At 44.1% G+C, this 13,130-nt stretch carries 11 protein-coding genes and 1 tRNA gene; 8 read left to right on the top strand and 4 right to left on the bottom strand.

The window, feature by feature from the left end; all coding sequences use genetic code 11:
* Positions 1–286: 286 nt before the first annotated feature.
* On the bottom strand, positions 287–1,000 hold the full coding sequence (locus F6K49_RS09040; RefSeq protein ID WP_293095984.1) for a hypothetical protein: 714 nt from the start codon (positions 998–1,000) through the stop codon (positions 287–289).
* A 101-nt stretch (positions 1,001–1,101) separates the two neighbouring features.
* Here F6K49_RS09040 and F6K49_RS09045 point away from each other — a divergent pair, with 101 nt between their 5' ends.
* Positions 1,102–1,470, top strand: a complete 369-nt coding sequence (locus tag F6K49_RS09045) for a hypothetical protein (RefSeq protein WP_293095968.1) — start codon at positions 1,102–1,104, stop codon at positions 1,468–1,470.
* A 95-nt stretch (positions 1,471–1,565) separates the two neighbouring features.
* Here F6K49_RS09045 and F6K49_RS09050 read toward each other — a convergent pair whose 3' ends face one another.
* The gene (locus F6K49_RS09050) at positions 1,566–7,325 is read right to left on the bottom strand and encodes a tetratricopeptide repeat protein (RefSeq protein WP_293095971.1); all 5,760 of its coding nucleotides are present in this window, start codon (positions 7,323–7,325) and stop codon (positions 1,566–1,568) included.
* A 731-nt stretch (positions 7,326–8,056) separates the two neighbouring features.
* Here F6K49_RS09050 and F6K49_RS09055 point away from each other — a divergent pair.
* The 4 genes from F6K49_RS09055 (at position 8,057) to F6K49_RS09070 (ending at position 11,342) form a co-directional block, all read left to right on the top strand.
* Entirely contained in the window at positions 8,057–8,182 is a 126-nt protein-coding gene (locus tag F6K49_RS09055; RefSeq protein ID WP_293080533.1) for a hypothetical protein, read from the top strand.
* A 1,081-nt stretch (positions 8,183–9,263) separates the two neighbouring features.
* Positions 9,264–9,683, top strand: a complete 420-nt coding sequence (locus tag F6K49_RS09060; RefSeq protein ID WP_293095977.1) for a XisH family protein — start codon at positions 9,264–9,266, stop codon at positions 9,681–9,683.
* A complete protein-coding gene (locus F6K49_RS09065) occupies positions 9,668–9,994 on the top strand; it encodes an element excision factor XisI family protein (protein WP_293073611.1) in 327 nt (108 codons plus the stop codon). The genes F6K49_RS09060 and F6K49_RS09065 overlap by 16 nt, the downstream gene beginning before the upstream one ends.
* Positions 9,995–10,001: 7 nt before the next feature.
* Complete coding sequence (locus F6K49_RS09070) at positions 10,002–11,342, top strand: FAD-binding oxidoreductase (RefSeq protein WP_293066988.1); 1,341 nt, start codon at positions 10,002–10,004, stop codon at positions 11,340–11,342.
* Positions 11,343–11,438: 96 nt separating this feature from the next.
* Here F6K49_RS09070 and F6K49_RS09075 read toward each other — a convergent pair.
* Both F6K49_RS09075 and F6K49_RS09080 read right to left on the bottom strand, forming a co-directional pair.
* A tRNA-Val gene (locus tag F6K49_RS09075) sits at positions 11,439–11,512 on the bottom strand.
* A 42-nt stretch (positions 11,513–11,554) separates the two neighbouring features.
* Positions 11,555–11,716, bottom strand: coding sequence for a hypothetical protein (locus F6K49_RS09080; protein WP_293019464.1), 162 nt, complete (start codon positions 11,714–11,716; stop codon positions 11,555–11,557).
* A 3-nt stretch (positions 11,717–11,719) separates the two neighbouring features.
* Between F6K49_RS09080 and F6K49_RS09085 the strand changes: the two genes are divergently transcribed.
* Genes F6K49_RS09085 through F6K49_RS09095 form a run of 3 tightly spaced genes read left to right on the top strand, consistent with a single transcriptional unit; the run spans position 11,720 to position 12,920 of the window.
* On the top strand, positions 11,720–11,905 hold the full coding sequence (locus F6K49_RS09085; RefSeq protein WP_293066982.1) for a hypothetical protein: 186 nt from the start codon (positions 11,720–11,722) through the stop codon (positions 11,903–11,905).
* Between the two features lie 48 nt (positions 11,906–11,953).
* A complete protein-coding gene (locus F6K49_RS09090; RefSeq protein ID WP_293019466.1) occupies positions 11,954–12,457 on the top strand; it encodes a DNA recombination-mediator protein A in 504 nt (167 codons plus the stop codon).
* A gap of 43 nt (positions 12,458–12,500) precedes the next feature.
* Positions 12,501–12,920 carry an MAPEG family protein gene (locus F6K49_RS09095; protein WP_293019467.1) on the top strand — a complete coding sequence of 140 codons (420 nt, stop codon included), beginning with the start codon at positions 12,501–12,503 and terminating at the stop codon, positions 12,918–12,920.
* Positions 12,921–13,130 lie beyond the last annotated feature (210 nt).

Consider the following 13,130-nt stretch of genomic DNA (forward strand, 5'->3'; position numbering starts at 1 on the left):
ATTACCACATTTTCTAGTTTTTGTCAATATTAGTTTAATAACTGGTATTTGATATAGCGCTATAGTTTTGCGCCTGCCAAGCCATTAAAGTCTATTCAGTAGATGGTAAACCTGACAAAATAATCAGGGTTTCAGCGATTGTTTTCCTGTTCCTAATCTGCTTTCGCGTCCCGTGACCTAAGGTCAACCGCTTTTGGTAAACAACAAAAAATCCCCCACCGGAAGGCAGGAGATTTAAATTAATTACCTACAATTTAAATACCTAAAAAGCTAGTTTCAGCAACCATTAGCCAAATGCACCAGCTGTCGAGGCAATCAAGAATGCGGCGTAGGTAAGTATATAACCAACCGTGAAGTGGGTTAAACCAACCAGACGAGCTTGAACGATGGACAGCGCAACTGGCTTATCCTTCCAGCTAACCAAGTTAGCCAGAGGAGTACGCTCGTGTGCCCAGACCAAGGTTTCGATTAGCTCTTGCCAGTAACCACGCCACGAGATCAGGAACATGAAACCAGTTGCCCAAACTAGGTGTGCGAAGAGGAACATCCAAGCCCAGACAGACAGGTTGTTGGTTCCAAACGGGCTGTAACCATTGATCAACGGAGCAGAGTTAGCCCACAGGTAATCCCGGAACCAGCCCATGAGATAAGTAGAGTTCTCATTGAACTGAGCCACGTTACCTTGCCAGACGCACAGATGCTTCCAGTGCCAGTAGAAGGTCAACCAGCCTAAGGTGTTCAGCATCCAGAACATGGCGAGGTAGAAGGCATCCCAAGCAGAGATGTCGCAAGTACCGCCACGACCAGGACCATCACAAGGGAAGGCATAACCGAAGTCCTTCTTGTCGGGCATTAGCTTGGAACCACGGGCATCCAGCGCACCCTTGACTAGAATCAGGGTGGTGGTGTGCAAACCTAAAGCGATCGCATGGTGTACCAAGAAANCCATAGCTCGTAATTTTACACTCAATTTATACCGTGACCAAATGTTTAAAAATATGGCACAAGCTCAACGACTTTGTTCTTTTGGTCTAGACACGCTTAAGCAACTTTTTAGAATGAAATAGCCCTGACATCGGGGAAATTAAAAATCATCCACTGATGCGAAGTCAAGATCAGGTGAAGGTGCAGGATTTATGTGCAGGAGAAGCAGAGGAAACTTACGATACTGTCTTTATATGTTTTCCCAGTCGTTCAATCGAGCGCCCCATCGATCCTGACTCTTACGAAATGGGAATTTTAAGGAATGACGATATCGTATTCAGAGCTATTAGTGACGTTGGCAAAGTATTAGCACCATCAGGAGAATTTATTTTATTCTATCGAGTTTTCAATGACCAGTTTCCTTTGTATCTGGAAGTGACGTCTCACTTAGCTAAATACTTCGATTTGAGCACCCTTAAATTACTGTGGTATGTAGGAGAAGCTTCAGGACACGGTTTATTGTTGTCTGTTAAAAAATATGCTTAGTAAATATGGCGTAGGGTGGGACAATCTGTCCGATTGTAACGGGCAAGATGCCCGTTCCACCCACCGGGTCTTAAAAGCCTTGTTGTTACTATTCCCTATAATCCATTTCCAATTAAAATAAACGGTGCCCAATAAAAGGGATGCTCCAAACCATACTCTACTTTGGTAATTAAAGCAATTTGAGCTTGCCGGAGGGCTTCCGCTTTAGTAACGTTCCCCTGTTTCAAGACCTGATAAAATTTATTCATCAAGGCTTGGGTACCTTCGTCATTAACTGACCATAGGGATGCGATCGCAGCATCGGCACCAGCATTTTGCATCAGATAACCAAAACCGAGGATTTCTTTGCCATCCCCCAATTCTCCCCCTAAGCCGGTTTGACAGGCACTGAGCACCACTAAATCTACATTAGATAAATCCCATTTTTCTTCTACCTGGCTGAGAGTAACGTGACTGCCATCACCAAACAGAATAAAGGAATCTTGTTTAGTTTTGTCGAACAGAGCGTGGGTGGCTAGATGCACTACGGAATAGTCATTCATCTGATAAATGGTATCCCCGTGAAACTCTTTATCGATCAATGTCTTAGTGTTGGGAAAGGTTTCTGCCAGACGCTCTACTTCTGGTTGGGTAAAGGTTAAAGCAGCCAAGTTATGCCGTTTATCCCCTACCGGAATAGTATGCTCTTTGGTGACCGCAGCGGCAAACACTTGTAACTGTGGTGTCGGTTGATTGTCTAGGGATGTTAGGCTCAGAGCAGTAATCTGATTAACTGTCAACCGCTCAATTAGCCATTGCTCGCCATCATAAAGTGCCCCTAGGGGAATATAGCGCAATTTGCCATCAGGAGCATAAATAATAGTTTTGGCATTAGCCTTGGCTAAGTCCCCTTCAATGGGTTTAATTAGCCACTGGTATAGTTGCTCGGCGGGAGGTCTGGCATTACGAGCCGGATTTGCCAGGAGTCTGCGGAAGTTTTTAATCGCTATTTCCAGGTCTTTCCGTTTTACCTTAACCGTGCGGCGAATCGGGGGAGCATAAGGAGTGACTAGGACTAATTCCAAACGCTCATCTAATACTAGGGGATAGAGAATAACCGCATCCTGTTCCAATTGCTGCAGTTGCTCTTGCAATCGTTTAGCGTACTTCTTTAAGTCTAAGTTTTCTGCTTCTGTAGTTTCCCTCAACTTTGCCAAGCGAGCTTCTACCTCTGGACTCTTCAGGAAATTTTGAAAGTCTTTGGTTAGCTTAGCTTGATTTTTCCTAAGTTGAATGATTCGCTGTTGCTGGGTTTGGGTGCGCTTATCGTTAGGAATAGTTTCCAATTCACTGAGTTCTTGACCCAGGGCAATGGCTTGGTCGATAATCGGTTGGGTACCTTTAATGATTTCCTGTTCTTCAGTCAGTTCTGTAATGCCATCAACGGTGTTATCATCCCCTCGCACATTACTGAGGTAATCCTGCAACTCCTGGACTTTCAGTAAATCGAGCACCCGTAGGGCTTCTAAGTTGCGATTTTGTTGGGTCAATAAATCAGCCAAGCGGCGATAGTCTTGGGCAACAGTATTGGTAAAGGATTGTTGTTGTTCAATGGGCAGAACCTTTAACTCTTTGCGGATCCCTTCTCGGACATTAACCGATTGTTTGAAGAAGGTAATCGCTAATTCCGATTGGTTTTGGGTATCATACAACTTACCGATACCAGCTAGAATTTTCCCTTCCCTTAAGCGAGTACCAAGAGTTCTCGACAGGGCTAAAGCTTCTTGATAGGAGGCTAAAGCCTGGGGATAGTTTCCTAGATTAGTGTAAACTATTCCGATATTGTACAAGGTATAGCTAATCCCAGCTTTGAAACCAATTGTTTGATTAATCTCTAAGGCTTGTTGATGATAGTCATTAGCTTTAGTATACTCTCCCAGTTCTTCATAAACTCTTCCGAGCAGATTCAGGGCTATAGCTTCATCCAAGCGATTACCAATCTGTTGAGAAATAGCCAAGGATTGCTGATAGAATTGGAGAGACTTGGGATATTGTTTTTGTTTTTGGTAAACTTCTCCGATGTTAGTTAGGGTTTCCGCAATCCCTTCTTTAGCCCCAATTTTCTTAAAAATTGGATTAGCTTGGTTGAAGTAGTCCAAGGCTTGGGGATAATCTCCCAAATCCAGATAATCTAGCCCCATAGCGTTATAGGTGGTGCCAATACCGGCCTGGTCACCAATCTCTTGACGAATGGCTAGGGCTTTTTGCTGATACTCTAGGGCTTTGGGATACTTTCCCCAGTGACTGTAAACTATTCCGATGTTGCTGAGGGTAGCAGCTTCCCCTGAACGGTAGCCAATGTCTTGAAAAATAGCTAGAGATTGCTGGAAGTATTCTAAACCTCGGTCATACTCCCCTTGGTCAGTATAAATTGTTCCGATATTGTGGAGAGTCTCACCAACTCCCCTCTTGTCACCAATGTCTTGCCTAATTTTTAGAGATTGCTGACGATAGTTTAAGGCTTTGGCATAGTCTCCCCAGCTACTGTAAACTACTCCGATGTTGCCCAGGGTACTGGCTTCCCCTGAACCCTGTCCAATGTCTTGAACAATAGTTAGAGATTGCTGGAAGTATTCTTTGGCTTGAGCATACTCACCCCGAGCATGGTAAACGGAGCCAATATTATTGAGGGTACTAGCTTCCTGGGAGCGTACGCCTATTTCTTGAGAAATAGTTAGAGATTGCTGGTGGTATTCTAAAGCTCGGTCATACTCACCCTGACTATCGTAAACTGAGCCAATATTACTGAGGGTAGTAGCTTCCCCTGAGCGTACGCCTAGGTCTTGGTGAATAGCTAAAGCTTGCTGGTAGTATTCATTGGCTCGGTTATAGTCACCCTGAGCATAGTAAATAAACCCAATATTATTGAGGGTAGCAGCTTCCTGGGAGCGTACGCCTATTTCTTGAGAAATAACTAGAGATTGCTGGAAGTATTCTTTGGCTTGAGTATACTCACCCTGACTCTGGTAAACTCCCCCAATATTATTGAGCGTAACAGCTTCCGCTGAACGTACGCCAATTTCTTGTTGAATCACTAAAGCTTGCTGGAAGTATTCTTTTGCTCGGTCATACTCACCCTGACTGCTGTAAAGTTCTCCAATATTATTAAGGGTATTGGCTTCATTAAAGCGATCGCGAATTTCTTGAGAAATAGCTAGAGATTGCTGGTAGTATTCATTGGCTCGGTCATACTCACCCCGAGCATAGTAAATCAACCCAATATTATTGAGAGTAGTAGCTTCCCTTGAGGGACTGCCAATGTCTTGAGAAATAGCTAGAGATTGCTGGTGGTATTCTAAGGCTTGGTCATACTCACCCTGACTGCTGTAAACTGACCCAATATTATTAAGGGTATTGGCTTCCTGGGAGCGCTCACCAATTTCTTTAAAAATAGCTAAAGCTTGCTGGTAGTAATCTAGAGCTTTGTCATACTCACCCCAAACATTGTAAACTGAGCCAATATTATTGAGGTTAGTAGCAACGTTATGACGACCGTGATCGCCAAACTCTTGGTTAATCGCTAAAGCTTGCTGATAATAGTCTAGAGCTTGGCGATACTTCCCTTGGTTTTTATATATCAATCCAATGTTGTTGAGTTGCTTCGCAATGTTGACGGAATCCTTCAACTTTTCGCTAATGGTTAAACCTTGCTGTAAGTAATCTAGGGCTTGGTCATACTTTCCCCACTTGCTGTAAACTAAGCTAATATTATTGAGGAGGATTCCAGTAGCTTTCTGGTCATCAATGTCTTTAGCAATAACCAAACCTTGCTGGTAGGAATCTAGGGCTTGGTCATACTTGCCCTGAGAGTCGTAAACTTGCCCACTAAAATTGAGAGCATTTATTTCTTCAGAGCGGTCTTTGGTTTCTCGGGCAAGGGCTAGGAGTTGCTGATAAGACTCCAGAGCTTGCTGATAGTTCCCTTGCCTGATTTGAGCTAGTCCAAGCCCTCCCAGAATATTTGCTTCAACCGAGGTATTGTCAAGTTTGCGGAAAATCTCTAAGGCTTGTTGGTAGTAGTCTATGGCTTGGTCATGGTTGCCCAATGCATAATAAGCGTTCCCAATCCCCCAAAGATTTGCACCTTCTCCTGTGGGATTTTTAATTTTTTTGGAAATGGCTAAGGCTTGTTGATAATAGTCTATGGTTTGCTGATACTTTCCCTGTTTAACGGAAACATCTCCAAGATTAGTAAGGGTAATCCATTCCTGAACTTGATTTTCGAGTTCGCGGTGAATAGCTAAAGCTTGCTGATAATAGTCAATGGCTTGGTCATACTGTTCTTGCTTGTGGTAAAGTGTAGCAATATTACCAAGGGTAGTGCTTTCCGCAACCTGATTCTTAACTTCCCGGTGAATAGCTAAAGCTTGCTGGTAGTAATCTAGGGCTTGGTCATACTGTTCTTGCTTGCGGTAAAGGTAAGCAATATTACCAAGGGTGGTGCTTTCCGCAACCTGATTCTTAACTTCTCGGTGAATAGCTAACGCTTGCTGATAATAGTTGAGGGCTTGGTCATACTGTTGCTGTTTATCGTAAACTAAGCCAATATTATTGAGCGCAATTCCTTCCAGCTTACCCTTACCGAGTTGGCGATGAATAGCTAAAACTTTCTGATAATAGTCAAGGGCTTGGTCATACTGTTCTTGGTTCCGGTAAAGGTAAGCAATATTACCAAGGGTAGTGCTTTCATCAGCCTGATTGTTAACTTCCCGGTGAATAGCTAAAGCTTGCTGATAATAGTTGAGGGCTTGGTCATACTGTTTCTGGTTATAGTAAACTAAGCCAATATTATTGAGCACAACTCCTTCCAGCTTACGCTTACCCAATTCTCGCCGAATCGCTAAGCATTCCTGGTAAACCTCTAGGGCTTTGAGATACTCCCCTTTCTGGTTGTAAATCCCTCCAATCCAAAATAGAATATTCTGTTCTAATCCCCGAAAACCAGTTGGTTTAGTAATGGCTAATGCCAACTCCAGGGTTTCTAGCCCTTTATCCAATTCCCCTTGATTGTTATACAGTATTCCCTTCAAGGTCAGGGCTACACCTTCCCTTAATTGATAACCCTCTTCTCGACTCAGGGCATGAGCTTGCTCCACAAACTCCCAAGCTTGGCTCAATTTCCCTGACCTGATGTAAGCTAAGCCGATCCCATTCAGAGCGTAGGCTTGATAGTAGCGTGCTAGAATGCGTACGCTTTTCTGAGTCTCACCTACTTCTTTGAGAATACTCAAACCTTGCTCTAACCTATCTAAGGCTTTGTCATACTCTCCTTGGGAGGAGTAAACTGAGCCAAGACTAACCAGTGCATAACCAATCCCAAGCTGATTACCTACTTCTTGGTTAATAGTTAGGGCTTGCTCCAACAACTCCAGAGCTTTAGCATAGTCTTCCTGACTGGAATAAACTGTTCCGATATGGGTCAGGGTTTCCCCTTCTTCCTTTCGCTCCCCTAGACTTTGACGGATTTTCAGAGCTTGGTGCAATGCTTCCAGGGCTTTGGTGTGTTGAGATAATAGATTGTAAACCTGTCCAAGGCCATTGAGAGCTTTAGCTTTACCGGAAGAGTTTTCCAATTCCCGATAAATCGTCAATACTTGTTGATAACTCTCCTTGGCTTGAGGCAACTGACCTTTAACAAACTCTAACCTTGCCCGATCCAATAACTGCTCCGCTTGAGTGGCTTGGTCTAGAGTCGTTTGTGCCACTGCTGGAGCAACTCCCAGAGTTTCCGGGGCTAGGATCGGTGAGAGCAGGCAGAGTAAGCTAGCACTAGCTAGCTTGAGACAGAATACAGGAATAGTAGAGTAAGTACCCATCGACAAATCAGCCACTTGGTAGTTTCTTACTATATATCCTTAGGTGGTGCTACTTTTATGCAAATTTTACTAAGGAAATTTTAAATTGGGTGAGGGAGTAGGGAGTAGGGAGTAGGGAGTAGGGAGTAGGGAGTAGGGAGTGGACGAAAAATTGCTGTGGGAATTAAAGGGTTCGACTCCCCTTCAGTCATTGAAGTCTCTGGTTAACGGTCAACGGTCAACAGTTAACAACAAACCAGACCAGGTAATGACGTCTAACACACGAGTACCCATTTACCGCTAACTAGTACTAGTTTTTCGCTAACTAGTACTAGTTTATCACATACCAGTACTCGTTTCTCGTTAACTAGTACTGGTGTATAACAAATGGGTACTGGTGTATAACAAATGGGTACTAGTTTGTTATATATTAGTACTCGTTTTCGTTAACTAGTACTGGTGTATAACAAACTAGTACTAGTTTTTCGTTAAACTGTACTAGTTTATCACTTAACAGTACTCGTTTCTCAGTAACTAGTACTTGTTGCTAACATACTAGTACTAATGTATCAAAAACAGGAACCTGTTTGTTCTAAACGAGTACTATTTTCTCACATGCCAGTACTGGTTTGCTGTTTTATCGGTGCTATAGCGGAAATTCAATTAACTTATATGGAGAAGGGCATAGGTAGGGTGAGTTATACCGAGTTGCATTCAAAGAGAGTAGATTAGTTGGATAGGGAGATGGGGAGATGGGGAGATGGGGAGATGGGGAGATGGGGAGATGGGGAGATGGGGAGATTGGCGGAAGAGAAAGTTGTACCTTTGACCGCAACTTAGTATTAGGGGCGGACTTCCCCTTATTGTTCGCTTCGTAGCCAAGGTTGAGATAGTCCGCCCCGTAACGCACCACCGGGTCTGAATTTTAACAGGATGCATGTTCAATCTTGTAAATTTTCCACATCAGCTAAATCTTGTAACCTTCCTGATGCTTGTTTATTTTTTATAAGATTGTCTAAATCAATAAAACTAACCGATATATCGTCAATGATTACCTCGATTTTAGCCTGATAACAGGTTTCAAAATCCTCAGCGGTCAGCGGTCAGCGGTCAGCGGTCAGCTTAAAATAAACCTCGTTGGTGTAGCGTGCGCATCGTGCAAACTGGAGAATTTAATATAGAGAGGTTTTAGTTAGTTTAAAGTTTGGGTAAAAGTGAGATTCACCCTTCTGTTTCCTGTTCCCTGTTCCCTGTTCCCTTTGCTATTTGGTATAGCGAGGATGACCATGTACGGCTACTGCATAACCACCAATTACTAAATACTTTACTTGATTATCGTTTAATAATTGTATAAACTCTTTGAAGTCTTGGTTGAGCATTGTTGTATTGATATTGGTGGTTATGCTGACGGATTATTTATAGGGCTTCTAAGCGTTTTTTGTAGGACTGTTTTTGCCAGTAGCTAAAATCGCTTTTTTGTTGCTTCATTTTTAGTTTTTTAACTACTTTTTCCATAACCCTATTTTAGTGATTGTTAAAGATTACAAATTAGTTTAAACTATAAAAATTACCACCTCGGCTTAAAAATCTATAATCGAGAGAGTTAGGTAATTATAACACTTCAAGAGGATGGCGTACTATGCTGAAAATTTACTCGGCTTTGGGGGATTGCTGCTCCCATGAACCCAAAAATTTGTACCTCACCCAATTGAAAACCGGTATATAGCAAGGCAAAAGGTATCCATACAAAAGTGCGTGGTGGACTGTCTCAGCTATGCTATAATCCGTTAAGGTCGCTTAGGGTATAAGTTTGGCAGCTTTGGCAGGCAACCTATCGACGCACCCCTAACACAAACTGCCTCAGCAAAAGGGAGAGCATGGTTTGAGATCACGCCCACCAGTCTAGGGAAAACGTCCAGCGCCATGAACATGATCGGATACATCCAAGCTTGATAACTAATGTCTAGACGTGATGATTTACATTTCTCCCTGCGCCGCACTCTCGAAAAAGATGGGTGGACGATTACAGATGATCCGTTAATTTTAGTGCTAGAAAAAACGCTATTGAAAGCTGATTTAGGAGCAGAAAATTTTTTTGCAGCCGAAAAAAAAGGACGGAAAATTGCTGTAGAAATTAAAGGCTTCGACTCCCCTTCAGTCATTAATGAATTGGAAAAAACCATGGGACAGCTTCAGCTTTACCAATGGGCTTTGGAGAAGCAAGAACCAGAACGGCAGTTGTTCTTAGCTATCAGTCAAGCTATTTATATTCGACATTTCCAAAAACCAATTTTTCAGCTAGCTGTCGAGAGGAATAAAATTAACTTATTAGTTTACGAACCAGAGCGGGAGGCTATTGTTAAATGGAGCGCTCACTAAGCTATGCAGATATTCTGAAAAAAACCCTGCAAGAGGCAACTCGCGCCCAACCTCGCTTACAAGCAATTAAGCTTTATCCTGTTTGCGATCGCGATTCCGGTCATTTTCTGATTCTGGCTACAGGCTGGGATAAGCAACGCTGGATCAACTCCATTCTGTTTCATGCTCGCTTAGTCGATAGCCAAGTCATGATTGAAGAAGATAACTTCGAGGAAGGGTTAACCTCTGCACTGATTGCCGCAGGTATCCCAGTAGAAGATATTATTTGTCAATGGGTTTCAATCCCTGCACCTACTTCCCAGACCTCCTGAACCTCAGATGACAACCCCCCAAGCTATTGACTGGAATTCCCTAGCCTCGGAACTTACCGGAATAGAAATTATTGATGACCCGACCCAAGTTGCTAAATTATCCCTAGACTACTACCACTTCAGTCCGGTACTGGAATCCCAGCTTAAAGATAAACGGGGGAACATCGTAGTTCGTCCGACTACGGTGGCGGAAGTCCTGGAAATAGCTAGGGTTTGCGTTAAGTACAAAGCTCCCCTAACCGTAAGAGGCTCAGGGACTGGTAATTATGGTCAGTGTATCCCCCTCAACGGTGGTCTGATTCTCGATACTACTCGCCTCAATCAGATTAACTGGATAAAACCGGGTTTAGCCTCTGTTCAGCCTGGGGTCAAGCTAGCCGCCTTTGACAAAGAAGCTCATAAAATTGGCTGGGAATTGCGCATGGCTCCCTCTACCTATCGCACCGCTACTATTGGTGGGTTTATTGGTGGCGGGAGTGGCGGCATTGGTTCCATTACTTATGGAGTATTACGCGATCGCGGAAATATTCATGCTCTCCAAGTCGTCACCCTCGAAGACCAGCCCCGTGTGATCGAATTACGGTCAGATCAGTTGCAGAAGGTGAATCACGCCTATGGCACCAATGGCATTATCACTGAATTAGAAATACCCCTAGGACCAGTCTATCCTTGGGCTGAAGTAATCGTAGTCTTTAATGACTTTATGACTGCTGCTAGATTTGGTCAAGCCTTAGGTGATGCGGATGGCTTGATTAAGAAACTGATTAGCATTCACGCTTGGCCAATTCCATCCTACTTTGCCGCTCTCAGCAACTACCTTCCGGAAGCTAAGCACTGTGCCTTGCTGATGATAGCGGAATCTTCCCTAGAGCCATTCCAGGATTTAGTTCGGGAGTATGGTGGAGAGGTCACTTACCAGAAGACTGCCCTAGAAGCGAGTAAGGGAGTCAGCCTAGCAGAGTTCACCTGGAATCATACCACCTTACACGCCCGTAGTGTTGATCCCAGCCTCACCTATTTACAAACCTCATTTGTGAATCTGGAACAGGTGGAGCATTTTTATCAGCACTTTGGGGATGAAGTGATCATGCATTTAGAATTCATGCGAGTAGCAGGACAACTCATACCAGTGGGACTACAAATCGTTCGGTATAGTTCTGAGGAGCGTTTAAATGAGATTATTCGCTATCACGAAGAGTATGGCGCTATGATTGCTAATCCCCACACCTACATCTTGGAAGATGGGGGTATGAAAACCGTTGATATGGAACAGTTGCGGTTTAAGGAAATAGTTGATCCCTATGGATTGATGAATCCTGGTAAAATGCGAGCCTGGGAGCATCGGTAGAGTAAGGAGTGTGGGGAGATGGGGAGATAGGGAGATGGGGAGATGGGGAGATAGGGAGTAGGCAAAAATAGGGAAGTGTGGGGAGTTAAAGAAATATGGACACAACTGGACTCGAACCAGTGACCCCCACGATGTCAACGTGGTGCTCTAACCAACTGAGCTATGCGTCCAAACCATTCATTATGATAGCACATATTTAGAATATAGCAATTTTAAACCCTATAGCAAAGGGAGCAGGGAGCAGGGAGCAGGGAGCAGGGAGCAGGGAGCAGGGAGCAGGGAGCAGGGAGCAGGGAGCAGGGAGCAGGGAGCAGGGAGCAGGGAGCAAAAGATTTCCTAAGCTTTGCTTCGACTGCTATAGCAATTCTCAGCAACCTTTGAGGGAAATTGCTATTGCTAGCATGCCTATTGCTAGCATGCCTATTGCTAGCATGCCTATTGCTAGCATGCCTATTGCTAGCATGCCTATTGCCTCTTGCCTCTTGCTAGCATGCCTATTCCCTATTCCCTATTCCCTATTCCCTTTCCTTCAAATTCTTTTGAAGGAGGACATGACAGATTAGTTCTGCTAAAATATCCTGGTCGTTCAGCCTTTACCAGCATCTTTATCTTTGAGTCAACCAATAGAGACCGCCAGTATCGATACATTAGCCCAGGAACTCGCAGCCATACAGCAAACTGGTTCTAAGCGAATTGCCTTGTTGGGTTCACGTCACGTTCCGATCACCCATCAGAATCTAATTGAGATGATGAGCTATGCCTTAGTGCAAGCCGGTAATCGTCTGATTACCTCTGGTGCCACTGGAACCAACTTAGCTGCCATTCGAGGTGCTATGCGAGCCGATCCGTCCTTGCTAACGGTAATTTTGCCCCAAAGTCTTCAGCGACAGCCACTGGAATCCCGAAATTACTTGGAGAAGGTAATGCATTTGGTGGAAAACCCCCAAAATGATACCTTGTCTCTCGCTGAAGCTAGTGCCTTGTGTAATGCCGAAATTATTGCCCGGTGTCAGCAGTTAATTTGTTTCGCATTCCATGATAGCCGTACCCTCCTGAACACCTGTAAGGAGGCAGAACAGCAAAGTAAGGTTGTTACTCTGTTCTATTTTGATTAGTTGTGATTAATTGTAATTAATTTTGATTAGTGTGAGCTAGACTATGCATCTATCCGGTTCGGGAATTTTACTTTACTGTATTGTGGGGGCAACGGTTTTAATATATCTACCGTATCTGGTAGTTGCCTACAGCCGTTTCAAACTAGGCTATGACCAAAGTGCCCCTCGCGCCATGTTTGATCAGCTACCGCCCTATGCCCAACGAGCGACTTGGGCACATCAGAACTCCTTTGAAACGTTTATTGTATTTAGCGCAGCAGCGTTGATGGCCTATATAACGGGTCAGAATTCAACCCTCGCCATCGGGTGTGCGATCGCATTTGTAATTGCCCGAGTCTTCTACTCGGTGTTTTACATTCTCGATATTCCCTTGGGGCGATCGCTGATGTTTGGCATCGGCTCTCTTTCCACTGGTACTCTGTTTGTTCTGAGTCTAATATCATGTCGGGATAATTACCCTTAATAAAAATCTCCCCATCTCCCCATCTCCCCATCTCCCCATCTCCCCATCTCCCCATCTCCCCATCTCCCCATCTCCCCATCTCCCCATCTCCCCCTCTCCCCACCCCCCCTCTAATTATCGGTCCTCACCCTGCCTTGATATAAGCAGCTTCATTGTCTAGACCAGATCAATTCCACTTGCTTCGGGCAATGCTCAGATGTCGATAGCTCT

The sequence above is a fragment of the Moorena sp. SIO3I6 genome, assembly GCF_010672095.1.

Coding starts and splice junctions, on each gene's coding strand:
- F6K49_RS09050 (WP_293095971.1), bottom strand. CDS start 7,325: ATGGGTACTTACTCTACTATTCCTGTATTCTGTCTCAAGCTAGCTAGT.
- F6K49_RS09055 (WP_293080533.1), top strand. CDS start 8,057: ATGGGGAGATGGGGAGATGGGGAGATGGGGAGATGGGGAGATGGGGAG.
- F6K49_RS09070 (WP_293066988.1), top strand. CDS start 10,002: ATGACAACCCCCCAAGCTATTGACTGGAATTCCCTAGCCTCGGAACTT.
- F6K49_RS09065 (WP_293073611.1), top strand. CDS start 9,668: ATGGAGCGCTCACTAAGCTATGCAGATATTCTGAAAAAAACCCTGCAA.
- F6K49_RS09045 (WP_293095968.1), top strand. CDS start 1,102: ATGCGAAGTCAAGATCAGGTGAAGGTGCAGGATTTATGTGCAGGAGAA.
- F6K49_RS09095 (WP_293019467.1), top strand. CDS start 12,501: ATGCATCTATCCGGTTCGGGAATTTTACTTTACTGTATTGTGGGGGCA.
- F6K49_RS09060 (WP_293095977.1), top strand. CDS start 9,264: ATGTCTAGACGTGATGATTTACATTTCTCCCTGCGCCGCACTCTCGAA.